Consider the following 19,342-nt stretch of genomic DNA (forward strand, 5'->3'; position numbering starts at 1 on the left):
CACGGTCCCCGGCCGGGTGAGGCGCCCCCAGGACACCACGGCGCGGTTCCGCCCGGCGGTCCGCCTCCCGGAGGCCAGCCCCCGCCCGGCGGTCCGCCTCCCCCGGGCGCGGCGCCGCCGCCCATGGGGCCGCAGGGCCCCCACGGCGGTCCGCCCGGCCCCCAGAGTCCCTACGGTCCGCCCGGTCCGTACCCGCACCAGCCCCAGCCGGGCAGGAAGGGCGGGACCGGCCTGATCATCGGGGCCGTGGCCTTGGTCGTCGTCCTCATGCTGGGCGGCGGGATCGCCGCGGTGTGGCTGTTCTCCGGCGGTGGCGGCGGAACCTCCGCGGAGGGCGTCGGCGAGGTGCGGTACTACGAGGGCCTGTCCAGCGAACACGTGGACGAGGGCGAGACCGTCGACTACGGGATGTTCCCGCCCGCGGGCGGGCCGCACTACCCGATCTGGCAGAACTGCGGCGTCTACGACCAGCCCCTGCGCTCAGAGTACGTCGTGCACGCCCAGGAGCACGGCGCCGTGTGGATCGCCTACGACCCCGGGCTCTCCCAGGCGCAGGTCCAGACCCTGGCCGGGTACTACTCGCCCGGCGACTACCTGGTGGTCAGCCCCGTGGAGGGCCTGCCCGCCCCGGTGGTGGCGTCGGCCTGGGGCTCCCAGATCCTGCTGGAGGACCCCGAGGACCCGCGCCTGGCGGAGTACCTCGTGGAGTTCGTCCAGGGCGAGAACACCCCCGAGCCGGGCGCGCCGTGCAGCGACGGCCACTCCGGCACCGAGGCCGGCCCCGCGGGGGAGACCGGGACCGCCGCGGCGCGGCACCCCGGCCCGCGGACCTGAGACGCCCCTCCCGGCCGTGCGGACCGGGGACGGCGCCGGGGTCGGGGTGCGCCCGCGCTCCGTCCGCGCCGTGCGGCCGAGCCCCGCGCGGTCGCCGCGCGGCGACCGGCCTCCCCGGACCGGGCGCGCTCAGCCCGGCAGGGCGTACCGGCCGTCGTCCAGGGGGTCCACCAGGCCGTCGGACACCAGCGCGTCCAGGGCCCGCTCGCGCTGGACGTGGTCGTCCCAGACCACGTCCAGCGCGCCCTTGGGCACCGGGTGGGCGGAGTCGCGCAGCACCGCCAGCAGCCGTCCGCGCACCTGCCGGTCGGTGCCCGCGTAGGTCTGGCCGCGCCGGGGCGGACCGTCGTAGGCGGGCTTGCCCGCGAGCCGCCAGGCGCACTGGTGGGCGATCGGGCAGTCCGCGCACGCGGGCGTGCGCGCGGTGCACACCAGCGCCCCCAGCTCCATGACGGCCACGCCCCAGCGGGCGGCCACCGAGGGCGCGGACGGCAGCAGGGACTCGGCGAGGGCGGTCTCCGCCTTCGTCTGGGTTTTCGGCGGGTACTGGACCCCGGTTTCGGCTCTCGCCAGGACACGTCGAACGTTCGTGTCCAGAATGGCGTGCCGCTGACCGAAGGCGAAGCTCGCCACCGCCGCCGCGGTGTAGGAGCCCACGCCCGGCAGGGACAGCAGGGTGGCGTGGTCCTCGGGGACCCGCCCGCCGTGTTCCTCGGTGATCGCCACCGCGCACGCGTGCAGGCGCAGCGCCCTGCGCGGGTAGCCGAGCCGGTTCCACATGCGCACAGCCTCACCGGAGGGCTCCCGTGCCAGGTCGGCCGGGGTGGGCCAGCGCTCCATCCAGGCGTTCCAGGCGGGCAGGACACGCACCACGGGCGTCTGCTGGAGCATGATCTCGCTGACCAGGATCGACCACGGTGAGGCGTCGGGCCGTCGCCAGGGGAGGTCGCGGGCGTGGCTCTCGTACCACGCCAGAACCGGGGTGCTGTAAGGGTTATCGCTCATCTTTAACTGGGAATCGGCGGGTTGAGTAGGTGAGGTACACGCAAAACCGCAATACTACGGCGCATGGCGTCAAGTACCGGACAACCAGGAGCCGTCAGCCGCGAGACCTACTGGAAGCGGCGAGCCTTCGTGCTGGCCGGGGCCCTGTTGTTGCTCGCGCTCATCGCGTACGCCTGCCGTCCCTCCGGGGAGGAGAGCGGCGAGCCGACCCGCTCGGACGCGGGCATCGAGGCCTCCCCCAGTGTCTCACCCACCGAGCCCTCCGCGGACGCGAGCGAGGAACCCGAGGCCGATCCCTCCGAGGGGGCACGGGAGAGCGCCGACCCCTCCGAGGACGCTGAGGACTCCGGCGGCTCCGCGGCCGGCGACGGCGGCTCCGCCGAGGGCGGGGAGGGCGGCGAGGTGCCCGCTCCGGAGCGCCCCGAGGACGCCTGCCGCCCGCAGGACATCGTGGTGACCTTCGAGTACGCGGAGGAGGACCAGGAGGTCTACGGGGCCGGCGCCAACCCGGGCTTCAAGATCACCGTGGTCAACACCGCCGAACAGACCTGCACCGTGGACGTGGGCGGCGAGGCCATGGAGATCCGCATCCACTCGGGCGACGACCGGATCTTCTCCACCGCCGACTGCGCGGAGAACAAGAGCGCGGAGAAGCGCCAGATCAGCAGGGGCGTCCCGCACGAGTACACGTTCACCTGGGAGCGGATGCGCTCCTTCGAGGACTGCCGCGGCACCGAAGCCTCGGCGCAGCCCGGCTGGTACCGGGCCAACCTGCACGGGGACTACGCCGGGGACCAGCCCGAGCTCCCCTTCCAGCTCAAGGCCTGAGCCGCCGCGCACCGCGGGCCGGGGGCGACGCACACCCCGGCCCGCGGTGGCGGTTGCGCGGTGCGGCGAACCCCTTTACGCCATGGGAGTCTGAGGATACTCTTTCCGCAGTTGGGAGCGCTCCCAAGCGGGCGCTCCTCCGGGGGTGCCCGCTCTCGTCTTAAGGAGTCCCCACGTGAAGGACCTCCTCGTACGGACCGCGGCCCCGGTCGCGGCGCCCGCCGCCCCCGCCCGGGCCGACGGTGGCATGGCGGAGGGAGGCGGGACGCGACGATGCGCTACCGCGGACCGGCGGAACTGACGGTCGTCCGCCACGGGCAGAGCGCGTTCAACGCCGCCCTGGCCGCCGCCGCGCGCGGCGGCGGGCGCCTGGACGCGGCGGACCTGCCCGCGCGCAACGCCGACGTGGACCTCACCCCGCTGGGCGTGCGCCAGGCCCGCGCCGTGGGCTCGGGCTGGCTGGCGTCCCTGCCCGGCGACCGGCGGCCCGGCGTCGTGTTCTCCTCCACCTACCTGCGCGCCCGCCGCACCGCCGCACTGGCGCTGGAGGCGGCCGGGCTGGTCCTGCCCGTGCACCTGGACGAGCGGCTGCGCGACCACGACGGCGGCCCCTTCACGTTCATGACCCCGGCCATGGTCGAGGAGTACGACCCCGAGGAGGCGCCCCGGCGCCTGGCCGACCGGATGCACCACCGGCCCGAGCGCGGCGAGTCCCTGGCCGACGTCCTGCTGCGGCTGCGCTCGTTCCTGCGGGACCTGTGCGCGGAGTACCCGGGCGAGCGGGTGCTGCTGTTCGCCCACGAGCCCGTCGTGGTCCTGCTCCGGGGGATCCTGGAGGACCTGGAGGAGGACGAGGTGTGGCGGACGAGCCGACGGGAGCCCGCGGCGGCGGCCTCGGTCAGCCGCTGGACGGCCGACGCCGGGGGAGACCTGCGGCCCGACGGCTACGGAGCCGTGGGGCACCTGTCGGGGGTGTCGGCGGGGGAGTGACGGGGATTCCGACATAACCGCGCATTCTCTGCTTTTCGCCCGGCATTCGGGTCTGGCCGCAACCCCGGCGCAGGGAAATTCCGGCGACCTCGCGGAAAAGCGACAGCTTCGCGTAATGGTTCGATTACCATCCGTGCTGTCTGGAATCCGCACGTCCCTGGAGGCTGTCGTGAATCGCATCGTCCCGGCCCTGGCCGCCGCTCCCGTCCTCGCCCTGGCGCTCGCCGCGCCCGCGCACGCCGCCGAGGCGGCGCAGACCGGTGAGAGCGGCTACATCCTGCGCGTCCACGGCCTCACCACCGGCGAGACGCGTGAGGTCACCCTGGTGTGCTCCCCCGTCGCCGCGGGCACGCACCCCAGAGCCGCCGAGGCCTGCGAGGCCATCGCCGAAGCCGGTTCGCTGGCGGCGGTCGAGGGTCAGGAGCGGCCCTGCACGTTCATCTACGACCCGGTGGTCGCCGTGGCCTACGGCACCGAGGACTACCGCGAGGAGTTCTCCAACGAGTGCGTACTCCTGAGCGAGAAGGGTGTGGTCTTCGACTTCTGACGCGCCGGTTCGCAGGGGATCCGCGCTCAGTCCCCGTCACGGGGGGCGCGGGCCCGCCGCGACCGCCGGGCCACCCGGCTCAGGGCCTCGCTCAGCTCCTCCACCTCGTGGACGCGGATGCCCGGCACCGGGTCGCCGAAGTGCTTGGGCACGACCGCCTCGGTGAAGCCGAGCCGCTGCGCCTCCGCCACCCGGCGCCGCACGCCGCTCACGGTGCGCACGTCGCCCGCCAGGCCCACCTCGCCGATCGCGATGAAGCCGACGGGCAGCGCGACGTCGTTGTTGGAGCTGGCCGCCGCCATGGCCAGCGCCAGGTCCACGGCGGGCTCGGTCAGCTTCACACCGCCCACGGTGGAGGCGTACACGTCCATGTTGGCCAGCTTCATGCCCGTGCGCTTCTCCAGCACCGCCAGGATCATGTTCACCCGCGAGGTGTCCAGGCCCGAGGTGGCCCGGCGCGGCGCGGGCAGCGGGGTCGGCGCGACCAGGGCCTGGACCTCGGTGATGAGCGGCCGCCGCCCCTCCAGGGTGACGGTGACGCACGTGCCCGGCACCGGGTCGGTGCGCTCGGTGAGGAACAGCCCGCTCGGGTCGGGCAGGCCGACGATGCCGGACTCGGTCAGCTCGAAGCAGCCGATCTCGTCGGTGGGCCCGTAGCGGTTCTTGACCGCGCGCAGCAGCCGCAGCTGGGAGTGGCGCTCGCCCTCGAAGTGCAGCACCACGTCCACCAGGTGCTCCAGCATCCGCGGACCGGCGATGGACCCGTCCTTGGTGACGTGTCCGACGAGCACGGTGGCGATCCCCCGCTCCTTGGCGATCTGGATCAGCGCGCCGGTCACCTGGCGGATCTGGGTGACGCCGCCCGGGACGCCGCTGGCGTCGGGGGAGACCATGGTCTGCACCGAGTCCACGATGAGCAGCCGGGGGCCGACCGCGTCCACGTGGCTGGCCAGGGCGGCGATGGAGGTCTCGGCGGCCAGGTAGAGCTTGTCGGAGAGCGCGCCGAGCCGCTCGGCGCGCAGCCGCACCTGCCCGGCCGACTCCTCCCCGGTCACGTACAGCACGGGGCCCTCGGCCGCGCGCATCGCGGCGACCTCCAGCAGGAGGGTGGACTTGCCCACGCCGGGCTCACCGGCGAGCAGCACCACGCCGCCCGGGACCGCGCCGCCGCCCAGGACCCGGTCGAGCTCGTCGACGCCGGTGGGGACGGCCTCGGCGCTCTCCACGCTGATCTCGGTGATGGGCCGGGCCCGGGAGGTGACGGGCGCGGGCGCGACGGCGGAGGGCGCGGGGGCGCCCGCCTCCTCGACCGTGCCCCAGGCCTGGCACTCGCCGCAGCGGCCCACCCACTTGAGGGTGCTCCATCCGCACTCCGCGCACCGGAACGTGGTCTTCGCTGCCTTCGCCATGGTGGCCACGCTAGCGGCTTCCTGGGACAACTCCGCCGAGAGGAGTAAAGGGACCTTTCGGAGACACATGAAAGTTACCTACGAGTTAGGCGCCTTATCCCGTAGGTCGTGTTAAAGAATTCCTAGGGTCCGACAGCTCCAACGCCCCCGCTCCATGGAGAGGAAACCCGCGTGCCCCGTACATCCGCCACCGCCGCGCCCCGATCCCCGCGCCGTGCCCTGGTTCCCGTGGCCGTCGCCGCGCTGAGCGCGTCCCTGGTCGCCGCGCCCGCCGCCGCCGAGACCGCGCAGGCGCCCGCCTTCGACAGTTACGTCTCCCTCGGCGACTCCTTCGTCGCCGGACCGCTCATCCGGGAGGAGAGGGTCAGCAGCAGCATGCCGCTGCTGGGCTGCCTGCGCACGTCCAACAACTACCCCACGATGCTCGCCGAGCGGATGGGCGTCACCGACTTCACGGACGCCAGCTGCTCGGGCGCGGTCGTCAACGACCTCTACGAGCCGCAGTTCGACGACACGCCGCCCCAGCTCGACGCCCTGACGCCGGAGACCGACCTGGTCACGGTCGGGATCGCGGGCAACGACTTCGGCTTCTCCGAGGTGCTCCTGGAGTGCGCCAAGCAGAGTCTGAGCAACCCGCTGGGCGACCCGTGCGCCGAGCACTACGGCGACGAACTCGACCAGCGCATCGAGGACCTGCGGCCGGAGGTCGCGGGGGTCTACGCCGACATCGCCGAGCGCAGCCCCGACGCCACGGTCCTGGCCGTGGGCTACCTCCAGATCCTGCCCGAGAGCAGGGGCTGCTGGCCGAGCACGCCCATCGCGTGGGGCGACGTGCCCTTCCTGGACCGGGCGCAGACCGCGCTGAACGCGATGATCGCCGAGGAGGCCGAGGCCCAGGGCGCGGTCTACGTGGACGTCTTCGAGCGCGGCCACGACGTCTGCCAGTCCTCCGACACCCGCTGGGTGGAGGGCCTGATCCCCGAGAACGGGGCCCCGGTGCACCCGAACTACCTCGGTATGCAGGCCACGGCCGACTTCGTGGGAGCCGAGCTGGGGGTCCCCGCGCCCGTGGACGACGCCGCGTAACCCGGGGTGACCGGCCGCCGAGGAGGGGAGTCCGTTCAGTGGTGACCTGAGTGCTTTCGTCCCCCGAAGGTCAAGGACTCTTTACCGTCTTTGGCGGCCGTTCGTGCTACGGAGAGTGACATATCGCGTGGTCTGTGTGACGAATGGTGAGGGCGTCGCGACGGGGAGATCCGCGTCACAGTGACGTGGGCGCCGCGACGCTCCGAGCGAGAGCGGGAGAACCACCGTCATGCGAATACCGCGACACCACGAGCAAACGCAGGCCTGCCGTCCCACGGATCCGGGGCGGCAGGCCTCGCCCGTTCCTCCGCGCCGCGGCGGGCGCGCGCTCGCCGTCGCCGCGCTCACCGCGGCCGCCCTGGCCGCCGGTACGGCGCCCGCGCTCGCCCAGCCGGTCCAGCATCCGCAGCCGGTGCGACCGGCGCAGCAGGCCGCGCCCACCGCGCAGGACTCAGCCGGACCCCGGCGCGTCCACATGTCGCTGTCCAGGTCGACGGTGGAGGACGCCATCGACGCCGCCGAGTCCAAGAAGGGCACCCCTTACCGCTGGGGAGGCACCGGCCCCAACGGCTTCGACTGCTCGGGACTCGTCCAGTGGGCCTACAAGCAGGCCGGGGTTGACCTGCCCCGCATCGCCCACGACCAGGTCGGCGCCGGGACCCGGGTCTCCTACTCCAACGCCCGCAGGGGCGACATCCTGTACTGGGCCGACAGCGGCGGATACGCCTACCACGTCGCCATCTACCTCGGTGGCGGGCGCATGATCGACGCGCCGAACTCGGGGGACCACGTCCGCGAGCGGGACGTCCACAAGCACGGTCTCGCAGGCGCCGTACGGCTGTGAGACGGGCGGGCCTCGCGCGGCGCGCTGACGGCCCCCACACACGCCGGGGAGTGAACCCGGCCGGGCCCGACCGCCCCGACGACGTGGCGGTCGGCAACCACGAACCAGGGCTCCGCGGGTGCACCCGCGGGCCCTCCCACCACCGCCGCGCGACCGCGACCCGCACCCTCCGTGGGGGAGGGCGTGGGGAGAACGGCACGCCGCGTTCACGCGGGCGGTACGCACACGAGGGGTGTTAGCGCATACTCTGGTTGGCGTGAGCCCTATCCAGGTCCCAGACGCGCCCGTCGTCCTGTCGTCGGCGTCGGTCTACCCGGAGAAGACCCCGGCCGCCTTCGAGATCGCCGCGAAGCTGGGGTACGACGGCGTGGAGGTGCTCGTCTCCTCCGATCCGGCAAGCCAGGACATCGACCTCCTACGGCGCCTCTCGGACTACCACCAGATCCCCGTCACCGCGGTCCACTCACCCTGCCTGGTCCTGACCCAGCGGGTGTGGGGCAGGGAGCCCTGGGGCAAACTCGTCCGCTCCAAGGAGATGGCCGAGGCCCTGGGCGCCAAGACGATCGTGGTGCACCCCGCCTTCCGATGGCAGCGCGACTACGCCCGCGAGTTCGAGACCGGTATCTCCCGCATGCAGGACGAGACCGACGTCGTCTTCGCCGTGGAGAACATGTACCCGGTGCGCGTGCGCGACCGCGAGGTCGTCCCCTACGCGCCGAGCTGGAACCCGCTCGACCGCGACTACCCCGACGTCACGCTCGACCTGTCGCACACCGCCATGTCCGGCTCCGACGCCATGGACATGGCCAAGCGCCTGGGCGACCGCCTCTCCCACATCCACGTGGCCGACGGCATCGGCGGCCAGAACCTCGACGAGCACCTCATCCCCGGGCGCGGACGCCAGCCGGTGGGCGAGCTGCTGGAGTACCTGGCCGGGAACGGCTTCGAGGGCCAGCTGGTCCTTGAGGTCAGCACCCGCAAGGCCCCCGACCGCCAGGCGCGCATGCGCGAGCTGGCCGAGGCCCTGGCCTTCACCCGGCTGCACTTCGCCCGCACCGCGGGCCCCGGCGACCGGCCGCGCGACCGCCGCGAGCGCATCGCGCTGCTGCGCCGCGCCCCCTCGGCGCCGCCCCGCCGCTTCGCGGTCGACGAGGGCGGCACCGTGGACGACAAGGGCACCGTCGACCCCGAGTGAGGGCCGGGTGTCCACGGAGTGGGATCCGGTGTCCACGCGGGGTCACCGGTGCCGTTAGCGTGGGGGCATCCGCAGGAAGGACCTTCATGATCGCCATCATCGGTGCCGGGAAGATGGGCGAGGCTCTGCTCGCCGGAATGCTGGCCACGGGCCACGCGCCGGAGGACGTCCTCGTCACCGAGCCGCGCGAGGAGCACGCCGGGGAGCTGCGCGCCCGCTACGGGATCGAGGTGGTCCCGGCCGCGGACGCCGCCAAGCGCGCCGACACCCTCCTGCTCGCGCTCAAGCCCCAGGACATGGTGGCGCTGCTGGACGACCTGGCGCCGCGCCTGTCCTCCTCCTGCCTCGTGATCTCCGTCGCGGCCGGGATCACCACCGCCATGCTGGAGGAGCACCTGCCCTCCGGGACCCCCGTCGTCCGGGCGATGCCCAACACGCCCGCCCTGATGGGGCAGGGGATGACCGCGATCGCGGGCGGCGCCCACACCGGTGAGGCCCACCTGGACCGCGCCGAGGCGCTGCTGGGCACGGTCGGCGATGTCATCCGCGTGGGCGAGCAGCACATGGACACCGTCACCGCCATCTCCGGCAGCGGCCCCGCCTACTTCTACTTCATCGCCGAGACGATGATCGAGGCCGGTGTGGCGATGGGGATGCCGCGCGCCACCGCGCAGAAGCTGGTCGGCCAGACCATCACCGGCGCCGCCGCGATGCTCAACGGCTCGGGCGAGCACCCGGTCGTGCTGCGCGAGGCCGTCACCTCGCCGGGCGGCACCACCGCCGCCGCGCTGCGCGAGCTGGAGCGGCACGGCGTGCGCACGGCCTTCACCGACGCCATCGAGGCGGCCAGGGACCGCAGCAACGCGCTCTCCGGAAGCTGACGAGGCCCTGGGGCCGGGTGAAGCGTGCCGTCGGGGTCGTTCCGCCCGGAGGCGGGACGGAGCGCGGGCTGGCGCCGCGCCTCCTCGGGGGTCGTGGAGCGGACCGGTGACGGCGGCCCGGCACCCGCGGGTGCCGGGCCGCCGTCACCGGCCGGTCGGGGCCGCCGTTCCGGTGGAGGCCCCGGGCCCGCCCCGCCGCGGGAAGATGGCCGGAAGCGGCCCGTCCTGGGGGGTCCGATGTCGGGGGACCTGGGTAGTGTCTTCGGTGAAGGGTGTACACGGCCCCCTCGGTCCCGTACGCGCGGGATCTCCCCCATCTCCTGATTCCAGGGTCCTCCATGACTTCTCCCCCTCCCCCGCCCGACCCTTCCCAGCCGCCCGGCGGAGGCTTCCCGCCTCCGGGGCCCACGCCTTCCGGCCCGACCGGCGCCAACCCCGCGGGGGGCGGCCCCGCCCAGGGCGGTCCGACCGGCGCCAACCCGGCCGGAGGGGCCTTCCACGGCGGTGCGCCGACCGGCGGTAGGCCCGCCGGGGACGCGCCCAGCGGGGGCACACCCGCGAGCGGGATGTACTCGGGCGGTGCGCCCGGCCCGCCTCCGGGCGGTATGCCCTTCACGGGGCCTCCTCCCGGCGGCAGGCCGCCCGGCATGATGCCGCCCCCGGGCGGGACGCCGCAGGGCGGCCCGCCTCCCCTGGGACCTCCCCCCGGCGGTATGCCCCCCGGCGGTCCGCCGCCGATGGGGCCCCCTCCCGGTGGCATGCCCCCCGGCGGGCCTCCTCCGGGTCAGTTCGGCCCGCCGCCGCCCCCGAGGCCGCCCAGGCTCGGCCTGTTCTCCTCCCCGTCCGCGCTGCGCACCTCGCTGCTCAACGCCTCGGGCATGGGAGCCGGGTACGTCTACCTGCGCCAGTGGCCGTTCTTCGCCGCCGCGCTCATCATCACCCTCGGCCTGCTGGTCACCGCCGCCGTCCTCGGCGCAGCCGACAACCTCCTCCTGTGGGCGTCGATCCTCGTGGCCTGGTTCGCCGCCGCGGCCGTGCACGGCCTGTTCGCGGGGCGCGCCCGCGACGAGCGCCTGCTCGGCGGGGGGGAACAGCCCTCCAAGCGGGCGCTGCCCCTCCTCACCGCCGCCGGACTGGCGCTCGCCCTGATGGCGACCCTCACCGGCGTGTGGCAGGCGGGGGAGTGGCGGCTGCGCGTCGCCGACGCGGCCCACGCCCGCGGCGAGTGCGCGACCTCCGAGGCGGTCGCCGCCTACGGGAGCGTGGAGGACCTCTTCCAGCTCTCCTTCTCCCCGTCGCTCATGTCGCGCGCCCGCGCTGGCGCCGAGGCCTGCGCACTCCTGGACCTGGCCCAGTCCGACGTGGCCGAAGAGGCGTACGCGCAGGCCCTGGACTCCTACGCCGCCTACTTCGAGCACCCCGCCGCCCGCTGGGAGGACACCGACGGCGAGGTCGCCGACATCCACCTCTCCTACGCCGCCGACCTGGTGGCCTCGGCCGAGGAGGACTTCGACGGCGAGGTCACCGACGGGTACCGCGAGAGCATGCGGCGGGCGCACGAGATCTACACCGTGATCCCGGCGGACTACGAGGGCACCGAGGCCGCGGGCCAGGTCCCCACCGCCCTCACCGAGCTCTACGACACCGGCACCGCCGAGTACGCCGCCGAGAACTGGTGCGCGGGCTTCGACCAGATCGACATGTTCTCCGACCTGGCCTGGGACACCGTCCCCGAGGTCGCCGAGCGCATCACCACCGAGCGCCCCGACGCCGCCTTCAACTGCGGCTGGGACAGCGTGGACGGCGGATCGCTCGACACCGCCGACGAGATGGTCGCCCTCCTGGAGGCGGAGTACCCCGACCACGAGACCGACGAGGTCGAGCGGATGGTCACCCACATCGGCGCCGGGCGCATCGAGGAGAGGATGGACGCCATGACCTCGCTCGGCGAGGTCGACTTCGCGCCCGCCCCCACCGGCAGCTCCGGCAGTGACAAGAGCGTCCTGGAGATCACCAACAACACCCCGTACGAGATGCAGTTCCTCTACGTCGGGCCGGACGCCGTCCACGAGGAGATCATCACCCCCGCGTGCGAGGACTGCGAGGTCTACAGCTCGCCGCCCTCGGGCAACTCCTGCTTCGACGACGGCGACGTCATGCGCGTCGAACTCGAACCGGGCGAGTACCGGGTGCTGCTCACCTCGAAGGACTCGCTCTTCGGGGCGGCACCCCTGCACGGCACCGTCGACCTCTCCGGCGGCGACCTGTACGAGTCCTGCTACTTCGTCACCGAGTAGCCGGGGTCCGGACGCCGCGGTCCGGCACGGGGGCCGCTCCCCGTGCCGGACCGGGCAGCCAACCCCGGGGTTCGTCCACGCGTGCGGTTGTGCGTACTGTGTGCTTCGGAGCACGCACACCTGAAACGGGGGTCACCACATGGGAGGGCGCACGTCCTGCTCGCTTCGGGTGGCATGGGACGACGGACTCACGGCCTACGACTTCGGTCCGCAGCACCCGATGGCGCCGATACGCGTCGAGCTGACCATGGCGCTCAGCCGCGAACTCGGCGTGCTGGACGCGCCGGGGGTCGGACTCCTGGACGTCGAACCCGCCTCGGACGAACTCCTGTCCCTCGTGCACGACCCCGCCTACATCGAGGCGGTCAAGCGCGCGGGCCGCACGCTGGAGCCCGACGACGCCCACATGCTGGGCACCTCCGACAACCCCGTCTTCAAGGACATGCACGACGCCGCCGCGCTCATCTCCGGCGCGTCCGTGGCCGCCGCGCGGGCGGTCTGGAGCGGGGAGACCGCGCACGCGGCCAACATCGCGGGCGGCCTGCACCACGCCATGCGCGGCAACGCCTGGGGCTTCTGCGTCTACAACGACCCCGCCCTGGCCATCGCCTGGCTGCTGGAGCAGGGGGCCAAGCGCGTCGCCTACGTGGACGTGGACGTCCACCACGGCGACGGCGTCCAGAACGCCTTCTACAACGACCCGCGCGTGCTCACCATCAGCCTCCACGAGTCCCCGGCGACCCTGTTCCCCGGCACCGGCCAGGCCTCCGAGACCGGCGGCCCGGACGCCGAGGGGTACGCGGTCAACGTCGCCCTGCCCGCGGGCACCGGCGACAACGGCTGGCACCGCGCCTTCGACGCCGTCGTGCCGCCGCTGCTGCACGAGTTCCAGCCCGAGATCCTGGTGACCCAGCAGGGCTGCGACACCCACGCCCTGGACCCGCTCGCCAACCTCACCCTGAGCGTGGACGGCCAGCGCCGGGCCTACGCCGAGCTGCACGAGCTGGCCCGCAAGACGGCGGGCGGCCGCTGGCTGCTGTTCGGCGGCGGCGGGTACGGGCTGGTCCACGTCGTCCCCCGCGCCTGGACCCACCTGCTGGGCGAGGCCGCGGGCCGTCCCATCGACCCCGACACCGAGACCCCGCAGGGCTGGCGCGACTTCGTGCGCCAGCGCACGGGGGAGCTGGCGCCGCTGTACATGACCGACGGGCGCGAGGTCGTCTTCGACCACTTCGTGGACGGCTACGACCCGGGCGACCCGGTGGACCGGGCCATCCACGCGACCCGGACCGCGGTCTTCCCCAGCCACGGGATCGACCCGAGCCTGTAGGGGGCGGCCCTTCCGCGTCGTCGCGGTCCGGGCCGCCGGTCCGGTGCCGGCAGGGATTCACGGGGCGCCGGGCGGCTCACGGAACGGCTCCCATAACACCCCGGTGTCGACCGGCGTGAATTCCGGAGGAGCCGCGCGTGTCGCGTCCGAAGCGGGTAGGACAGAGGTTGAATACCGGGCGAACAGGAGCAGGCGCCGTGGTGGCCGCCCAGCGTGGCGCACGCTCGCTGCGCAGACGAGGAAGGGGAGCGCCAGGTGACGCCGCCGACACGCGCTGAACTGATCACCTATCTGGTGCGCACGGGAATCGCCGGGCACGTCGACACCCCGCGCCAGAACAACCTGCGGCACTACCGGCGGCTCGTCCAGAAGGACCCCTACCACCAGTTCGGTCTCACCTTCTCCCACGACTGGACCTACTCCGAGGTCCTGGCGCTGATGAGCAAGCGCTGCGGCGTGGTGGCCGACGAGGAGTACGTGTGGGGGATCGACACCATCGACCCCGACCTGACCATCGACGCCCTGGAGGCCTTCGCCGACCGGCTGGCCCTGGCCGCCGAGCGCCGGGAACGGGTCCTGTTCGCCACCGGCCACCCGCGCAACCTCCGCGAGACCTACCGCGCCTGGAAGGACGCCCTCGCCGAGCGCGGGTGCCAGGTTCTCACCGCTGGTGGCGGCTATTCCTACGAAGTGACCACGGAGCGTCCCCCGAACCGGCGGATCGTGGTGTGGGAGGACGACATCGCCATCGTCACGGACGGTCGCCTCGCCCGCCACAGCCACCACCCCTTCGCCATGCGTGCCATCCTCGCGGACCTCGCGGACCGCGGTGAGGCATGGCCGCAGTTGGTCATCGCCGACCACGGGTTCGCGGGTGCGGCGGGTGAGGCGGGAGTGCCCGCGATGGGCTTCGCCGACTGCAACGACCCCGCCCTCTTCCTCGCCGAGGCCGAAGGGAAACTACTGGTCACGGTGCCTTTGGACGACGGTTACCTGACCGAGGACTACGCCCCTCTGCGCGAATACGTTCTCGCCCGGGCCGGTCTCCTGTGAGCAGGGGGAGACCATTTATACCCACCGTTAAACCTCATCCGACCCGCCATCAACACATAGCGCCGAAGACAGGCCCAACGGCCTTTCGCTGAGGCGAACTCGGCTCTACTCTGAAAACGGACGTGTCAGTAGTGACAGCGTGACACGCTGGCATGGTTTGGGGCGGGTACACCGGGGTCGCCGCCGCACACCACGCCGGTCCCAAGGGTAGACAATGCTCACGTCCGGGAATGAGGGCGTCGAAAGATGAACGGGAGCAAGCCGCCTCTCGAAGAGGTCAGGTTCCTGACCGTGGCGGAGGTAGCCACGATCATGCGTGTGTCCAAGATGACCGTTTACCGAATGGTGCACTCGGGAGTTCTCCCCGCGATTCGCGTGGGGCGTTCCTACCGGGTCCCCGAGCGGGCCGTGCACGACTACCTCCGCGAGGCTTTCGTCGAGGCTGGTTGATCCAGGGCCCGGCCGACCGGGGCCGCCCCCCGGCCCCCGGTCAGCCGACACACCCGGGGGCGGTGACTGACGGACACCGCCCCCACCGGCGTCTCCACCCCCCTCCCGACGCGCGCCGTCCGGAGCGCCGCAGGGCCGTCCCCCACCCCCACCGGCCGCGGTTCCCCCTTGTGCCGGGGCGGCCGAACGGGTCCCAGGGCATCTACTACACTTTGTCGTTGTTGTAGTCCGCCCTGTTCACACCCCGTTCGCGAGGTCCCCTCGATGCCCAGCACCAGCACCGGTACGCGCCGAAGCCGTGCCGTGCCGCGCCTGGCGGCGGCCGGACTGGCCGCCGTACTCGCCCTGACCGGCTGTGCCGGGGGCAACGAGATCCAGGCCAGCGACGAGGAAAACCGCTTCATCTCCGGAGACGGCAGCGCCACCACCTTCGAGGCCGCCGAGCGCACCGAGGCCCCCGAGGTCACCGGCACCACCCTCGACGGCGAGGAGGTCTCCCTCGGCGACTACGAGGGCGGCATCGTCGTCCTCAACGTCTGGGCGAGCTGGTGCGGCCCCTGCCGCGCCGAGCAGCCGGTCCTGGACGAGGTGCACGCCGAGTACGCGGACCTGGGCGTGGACTTCCTCGGCGTGAACATCAAGGACGACGAGACGGCCGCGCGGTCCTACCAGGAGAGCATGGGCGTCCCCTACCCGAGCCTGTACGACCAGCCCGGCGCGGTGCCCCAGGCCTTCCGCGACACCGTGCCCCCGCGCTCCATCCCCAGCACGCTCGTCATCGACCCCGAGGGCCGCATCGCCGCCCGCGTCATCGGCCCGACCACCTACGGCCAGCTGACCGAGCTGCTCAACCCGCTGGTGGTCGAGTTCGACTTCGGCGACCCGGAGGAGCGCCCCCGCGTCGCGGAGCAGGAGGCCGGGCAGACGGCCTCCCCGGAGGAGGCCGACCCCTCGGCCGGGCCGTCGGACGCGCCGTCCGAGGCGGACCAGGGCTCCGGGGACGAGGGCTGATGGACCCCATCGGCACCACCGTCCTCACCGGCTCCCTGCTGGCCGCGATCCCGCTGGCCCTGGCCGCGGGCCTGGTCTCCTTCCTCTCGCCCTGCGTGCTCCCTCTCGTGCCCGGCTACCTGTCCTACGTGACCGGGATGAGCGGCACCCAGGTGCGCGAGCGCACCGCCTCGACCGCGGGGGGCGGCACCGCCACCGTCGCCGACGTCGACGCCGAACTGGCCTCCCGCCGCTGGACCATGGTCACGGGCAGCGTCCTGTTCATCGCCGGGTTCACCCTGGTGTTCGTCGCCGTCGGCGGCTTCATCGGCTGGCTCGGTGAGATCCTCATGGACTACACCGACCCCATCACACGGGTGCTCGGCGTCCTCACCGTCGTCCTGGGCCTGGCCTTCATGGGCGTCGTCCCGGGCTTCGGGCGCGAGTTCCGCTTCCACCGCCTGCCGCGCGCCGGACTGGCGGGCGCGCCCCTGCTCGGCGTCCTGTTCGGCCTGGGCTGGACCCCCTGCATCGGGCCGACCCTGGCCGCCGTGCAGACCCTCGCCTTCGTCGAGGGCGGCGCCGGACGCGGCATGCTGCTGTCCCTGGCCTACTGCGTCGGCCTCGGGCTGCCGTTCGTCCTGGCCTCCCTCCTCTACCGGCGCGCGCTGGGCACCTTCGACTGGCTCAAGCGCCGCACCCGCACGGTCACCGTGATCGGCGGGGCCATGCTCGTCCTGGTCGGCCTGGCGATGGTGACCGGCCTGTGGACGCAGCTGACCATCGCCATGCAGGGCTGGGCCGCCGACTTCCAGACGGTGATCTGATGAGTACGACCGCGAACGACCAAGGGGCCGGGACCGCCGCCCAGAACGGGGAGGGCGCCCGACCGCGCCCCAAGGGCCTGGGCGCGGTCGGCTGGCTGCGCTGGATCTGGCGCACCCTGACCTCGATGCGCACCGCCCTGATCCTGCTGTTCCTGCTGGCCGTCGGGGCCATCCCGGGCTCGATCCTGCCGCAGAACGTGGTGAGCGTCGACGAGGTCAACACCTACTTCCAGGAGAACCCCGAACTGGCGCCCTGGCTGGACCGGTTCTACCTCTTCGACGTGTTCTCCTCGCCCTGGTACGCGGCGATCTACCTGCTGCTGTTCGTCTCCCTGGCGGGCTGCGTGCTCCCCCGGGCGCTGGCGCACGCCCGCGCGGTGCGGGCCCGCCCGGTGCACACGCCCAAGAACCTGGGCCGGATGCCCTACGCCGCCGCGTTCACCACCGACGCCGACCCCGAGACGGTGCTGGAGCAGTCCCGCAGGGTCCTGCGGGGCTACCGGACCGAGCGCTACGGCGACTCCCTCTCCACCGAGACCGGCTACCTGCGCGAGGCCGGGAACGTCCTGTTCCACCTCGCCCTGCTGGGCCTGCTGCTCGCCCTGGCCGCCGGGTCCTTCCTCGGCTACCGCGGCAACATGCTCCTGGTGGAGGGCGACGGGTTCGCCAACACCCTGACCTCCTACGACGCGATCTACCCCGGGCACTGGACCGACACCGACTCCCTGGAACCCTTCTCCATCCACCTGGACGACTTCGAGGCCTCCTTCATCGAGGACGGCGGCCTGCGCGGCCAGGCCGAGTCCTACGTCGCCGACCTCACCTACAGGGAGGCGCCCGACGCGCCGCAGGAGCGGCACCGGCTGGAGGTCAACCACCCGTTGAGCGTGGCGGGCGTGCAGGTCTACCTGCTCGGCCACGGGTACGCGCCGGAGTTCGAGGTGCGCAACGCCGAGGGCGACCTGGTCTTCGACCAGGCGGTCCCCTTCCTGCACCGGGACACGGCCTCCTACACCTCCGACGGCGTGGTCAAGGTGCCCGACACCGGAGGCGAGCAGCTCGGCTTCGTCGGCGTGTTCCTGCCCAGCGCGGTGGAGACGCCCGAGGGGGAGATGGTCTCCAACTTCCCCGGGGCCCAGAACCCCCGGATCACCCTGGAGGGCTACCGGGGAGACCTGGGGCTGATCGACCCGCAGTCGGTCTACCAGTTGCGCACCGGCGGCATGGAGGAGCTGGGCAGCTCCCCCGTGATGGAGATCGGGGACACCTGGGAGCTGCCCGAGGGCGCCGGGTCGATCACCTTCTCCGGATACAAGGAGTACGTCAGCCTCCAGATGAACCGCGACGGCGCCCGGCTGCCCGCGCTGACCGCGGCCTCCCTGGCCGTCGCCGGGCTGATCGTCACCCTGTTCGTCCGCCCGCGCCGCGTGTGGGTGCGCGCGACCAGGGGCGGGGACGGCCGCACCCACGTGGAGCTGGCCGCCCTGGGCAAGACCGAGGCGGCCGGGAACAACGTGGAGTTCCACGAACTCACCACGGAACTCGCCGGACGGCTCCGGAGCCGGTCCGACGGGGAATCCGGCTCCGGACCGGACAGCCGTCCGACTGCCGGCCCGGACTCCGACCCGGACCCCGCTCCGGGCTCCGACCCCCATCCGCCATCCGACCCGCCAGAGTCGACCACACAAGGGAGTGACCGGTGACGTACACACTCGCCGCACAGGTGGACGAGGTGATGACGTCAGTCAGTGACTCGTTGATCATCGCGATGATCGTCACGTACGCGGCTGCGCTGTTCCTCTTCGCCATCGAGGCCGCCTACGGAAAACGCACCAGGCTCAAGGCCGGTCGGCTCATGCCGGTCAACGCCGGTGCCGAGTCCGGCGCCGACGACGGCATCAAGGTCAACGTCCGCAGCACCGAGGTGGAGGCCAGGGCCTCCCAGAGCGTCCTGGGCAAGATCGCCCTGGGCGTGACGACGTTCGGCTTCGTGATGGGTGTCGCCCAGATCATCGCCCGCGGCCTGGCCGCCGGGCGCTGGCCCTGGGGCAACATGTTCGAGTTCGTCGTGGCCCTGTGCCTGGTCGCGGTGGGCGGTCTGCTCTTCGCCTCCTACCGGTACCAGGCGCGCTTCCTGGGCGCGTTCGTGCTGGTCCCGGTGCTCGTCCTGCTGGGCATCGGCGTCCGCTGGCTGTATGTGGACCCGGGCCCGCTCATCCCCGCCCTGCACTCGTACTGGGTGCCCATCCACGTGACCGCGACGATCATCGCGGGCGGCGCCTTCATGGTCTCCGGCGCGGCCGGCGTCACCTACCTCGTGGCGCACCGGGCCGAGGCCAGACGCGCGCTGGGCGAGCGGGTGGCCGGTATCGCGGGCCGCCTGCCCAGCCCCGAGCTGCTGGACCGGATCTCCCACCGGTTCATCCTCTTCGCCTTCCCGCTGTGGACCTTCGGCATCATCGCCGGTTCCATCTGGGCCGACGAGGCCTGGGGCCGCTTCTGGGGCTGGGACCCCAAGGAGGTCTGGTCGTTCATCTCCTGGGTGATCTACGCGGCCTACCTGCACGCCCGGGCCACCGGCGGCTGGCGCGGACCCAAGGCCACGTGGATCAACGTGGTGGGCTTCGCGACCATCCTGTTCAACTTCTTCGCGGTGAACTACATGTTCAGCGGTCTGCACTCCTACGCCTGACCCCGGCCCGCGAACGGGGCCCCGCCACGGCGGGGCCCCGTTCGCTTTGGGGCTCCGCTCCGCTTCGCCCGTGTCCGGGCGCCC

General features: G+C 72.9%; 18 protein-coding genes. 16 read left to right on the plus strand and 2 right to left on the minus strand.

The window, feature by feature from the left end; translation table 11 throughout:
- Window positions 1-123 precede the first annotated feature (123 nt).
- A complete protein-coding gene (locus UIS43_RS20595; protein ID WP_013155982.1) occupies window positions 124-834 on the plus strand; it encodes a DUF3105 domain-containing protein in 711 nt (236 codons plus the stop codon).
- 129 nt (window positions 835-963) lie between these two features.
- Here the strand turns inward: UIS43_RS20595 and UIS43_RS20600 are convergent, their stop codons facing one another.
- Entirely contained in the window at window positions 964-1,839 is an 876-nt protein-coding gene (locus tag UIS43_RS20600) for an A/G-specific adenine glycosylase (RefSeq protein WP_013155983.1), read from the minus strand.
- A gap of 129 nt (window positions 1,840-1,968) precedes the next feature.
- On the opposite strand from UIS43_RS20600, the gene UIS43_RS20605 reads away from it, so the two are divergent.
- The 3 genes from UIS43_RS20605 to UIS43_RS20615 all read left to right on the plus strand — a co-directional run bounded on the left by UIS43_RS20605 (window position 1,969) and on the right by UIS43_RS20615 (window position 4,204).
- Window positions 1,969-2,667, plus strand: a complete 699-nt coding sequence (locus UIS43_RS20605; RefSeq protein ID WP_013155984.1) for a hypothetical protein — start codon at window positions 1,969-1,971, stop codon at window positions 2,665-2,667.
- Window positions 2,668-2,940: 273 nt separating this feature from the next.
- On the plus strand, window positions 2,941-3,657 hold the full coding sequence (locus UIS43_RS20610; protein ID WP_358169379.1) for a histidine phosphatase family protein: 717 nt from the start codon (window positions 2,941-2,943) through the stop codon (window positions 3,655-3,657).
- 169 nt (window positions 3,658-3,826) lie between these two features.
- The gene (locus UIS43_RS20615) at window positions 3,827-4,204 is read left to right on the plus strand and encodes an SSI family serine proteinase inhibitor (RefSeq protein WP_013155986.1); all 378 of its coding nucleotides are present in this window, start codon (window positions 3,827-3,829) and stop codon (window positions 4,202-4,204) included.
- A gap of 26 nt (window positions 4,205-4,230) precedes the next feature.
- Here the strand turns inward: UIS43_RS20615 and radA are convergent, their stop codons facing one another.
- On the minus strand, window positions 4,231-5,613 hold the full coding sequence (gene radA, locus UIS43_RS20620) for a DNA repair protein RadA (protein ID WP_041553496.1): 1,383 nt from the start codon (window positions 5,611-5,613) through the stop codon (window positions 4,231-4,233).
- Between the two features lie 171 nt (window positions 5,614-5,784).
- Between radA and UIS43_RS20625 the strand changes: the two genes are divergently transcribed.
- The 12 genes from UIS43_RS20625 (at window position 5,785) to ccsB (ending at window position 19,258) form a co-directional block, all read left to right on the plus strand.
- Window positions 5,785-6,699, plus strand: coding sequence for an SGNH/GDSL hydrolase family protein (locus UIS43_RS20625; protein ID WP_013155988.1), 915 nt, complete (start codon window positions 5,785-5,787; stop codon window positions 6,697-6,699).
- Between the two features lie 229 nt (window positions 6,700-6,928).
- Window positions 6,929-7,543: a C40 family peptidase gene (locus UIS43_RS20630; RefSeq protein ID WP_013155989.1), complete on the plus strand. Its 615-nt coding sequence runs from the start codon at window positions 6,929-6,931 to the stop codon at window positions 7,541-7,543.
- A 256-nt stretch (window positions 7,544-7,799) separates the two neighbouring features.
- The gene (locus tag UIS43_RS20635) at window positions 7,800-8,738 is read left to right on the plus strand and encodes a sugar phosphate isomerase/epimerase (protein WP_013155990.1); all 939 of its coding nucleotides are present in this window, start codon (window positions 7,800-7,802) and stop codon (window positions 8,736-8,738) included.
- An 86-nt stretch (window positions 8,739-8,824) separates the two neighbouring features.
- The gene (proC, locus tag UIS43_RS20640) at window positions 8,825-9,619 is read left to right on the plus strand and encodes a pyrroline-5-carboxylate reductase (protein WP_370011354.1); all 795 of its coding nucleotides are present in this window, start codon (window positions 8,825-8,827) and stop codon (window positions 9,617-9,619) included.
- 758 nt (window positions 9,620-10,377) lie between these two features.
- Entirely contained in the window at window positions 10,378-11,916 is a 1,539-nt protein-coding gene (locus UIS43_RS20645; RefSeq protein WP_041553385.1) for a hypothetical protein, read from the plus strand.
- A 169-nt stretch (window positions 11,917-12,085) separates the two neighbouring features.
- Window positions 12,086-13,246, plus strand: a complete 1,161-nt coding sequence (locus tag UIS43_RS20650) for an acetoin utilization protein AcuC (RefSeq protein ID WP_019610438.1) — start codon at window positions 12,086-12,088, stop codon at window positions 13,244-13,246.
- A 255-nt stretch (window positions 13,247-13,501) separates the two neighbouring features.
- Window positions 13,502-14,299: a phosphatase gene (locus UIS43_RS20655; RefSeq protein ID WP_013155994.1), complete on the plus strand. Its 798-nt coding sequence runs from the start codon at window positions 13,502-13,504 to the stop codon at window positions 14,297-14,299.
- 246 nt (window positions 14,300-14,545) lie between these two features.
- Window positions 14,546-14,749 carry a helix-turn-helix domain-containing protein gene (locus UIS43_RS20660; protein ID WP_013155995.1) on the plus strand — a complete coding sequence of 68 codons (204 nt, stop codon included), beginning with the start codon at window positions 14,546-14,548 and terminating at the stop codon, window positions 14,747-14,749.
- Between the two features lie 303 nt (window positions 14,750-15,052).
- Window positions 15,053-15,760 carry a TlpA disulfide reductase family protein gene (locus tag UIS43_RS20665; protein ID WP_041553387.1) on the plus strand — a complete coding sequence of 236 codons (708 nt, stop codon included), beginning with the start codon at window positions 15,053-15,055 and terminating at the stop codon, window positions 15,758-15,760.
- Window positions 15,760-16,566 carry a cytochrome c biogenesis CcdA family protein gene (locus UIS43_RS20670; RefSeq protein ID WP_013155997.1) on the plus strand — a complete coding sequence of 269 codons (807 nt, stop codon included), beginning with the start codon at window positions 15,760-15,762 and terminating at the stop codon, window positions 16,564-16,566. The genes UIS43_RS20665 and UIS43_RS20670 overlap by 1 nt, the downstream gene beginning before the upstream one ends.
- Window positions 16,566-18,269: a cytochrome c biogenesis protein ResB gene (locus UIS43_RS20675; protein ID WP_117199193.1), complete on the plus strand. Its 1,704-nt coding sequence runs from the start codon at window positions 16,566-16,568 to the stop codon at window positions 18,267-18,269. The genes UIS43_RS20670 and UIS43_RS20675 overlap by 1 nt, the downstream gene beginning before the upstream one ends.
- Complete coding sequence (gene ccsB, locus UIS43_RS20680; RefSeq protein ID WP_013155999.1) at window positions 18,266-19,258, plus strand: c-type cytochrome biogenesis protein CcsB; 993 nt, start codon at window positions 18,266-18,268, stop codon at window positions 19,256-19,258. The genes UIS43_RS20675 and ccsB overlap by 4 nt, the downstream gene beginning before the upstream one ends.
- The last annotated feature ends 84 nt before the right edge of the window (window positions 19,259-19,342 follow it).

It is taken from the genome of Nocardiopsis sp. LDBS0036, assembly GCF_041228755.1.
Taxonomy (GTDB): Bacteria; Actinomycetota; Actinomycetes; order Streptosporangiales; family Streptosporangiaceae; genus Nocardiopsis; species Nocardiopsis dassonvillei.

Coding starts and splice junctions, on each gene's coding strand:
- UIS43_RS20675 (WP_117199193.1), top strand. CDS start 16,566: ATGAGTACGACCGCGAACGACCAAGGGGCCGGGACCGCCGCCCAGAAC.
- UIS43_RS20610 (WP_358169379.1), top strand. CDS start 2,941: ATGCGCTACCGCGGACCGGCGGAACTGACGGTCGTCCGCCACGGGCAG.
- UIS43_RS20670 (WP_013155997.1), top strand. CDS start 15,760: ATGGACCCCATCGGCACCACCGTCCTCACCGGCTCCCTGCTGGCCGCG.
- proC (WP_370011354.1), top strand. CDS start 8,825: ATGATCGCCATCATCGGTGCCGGGAAGATGGGCGAGGCTCTGCTCGCC.
- radA (WP_041553496.1), bottom strand. CDS start 5,613: ATGGCGAAGGCAGCGAAGACCACGTTCCGGTGCGCGGAGTGCGGATGG.
- UIS43_RS20645 (WP_041553385.1), top strand. CDS start 10,378: ATGCCCCCCGGCGGGCCTCCTCCGGGTCAGTTCGGCCCGCCGCCGCCC.
- UIS43_RS20630 (WP_013155989.1), top strand. CDS start 6,929: ATGCGAATACCGCGACACCACGAGCAAACGCAGGCCTGCCGTCCCACG.
- UIS43_RS20660 (WP_013155995.1), top strand. CDS start 14,546: ATGAACGGGAGCAAGCCGCCTCTCGAAGAGGTCAGGTTCCTGACCGTG.
- UIS43_RS20595 (WP_013155982.1), top strand. CDS start 124: ATGGGGCCGCAGGGCCCCCACGGCGGTCCGCCCGGCCCCCAGAGTCCC.
- UIS43_RS20600 (WP_013155983.1), bottom strand. CDS start 1,839: ATGAGCGATAACCCTTACAGCACCCCGGTTCTGGCGTGGTACGAGAGC.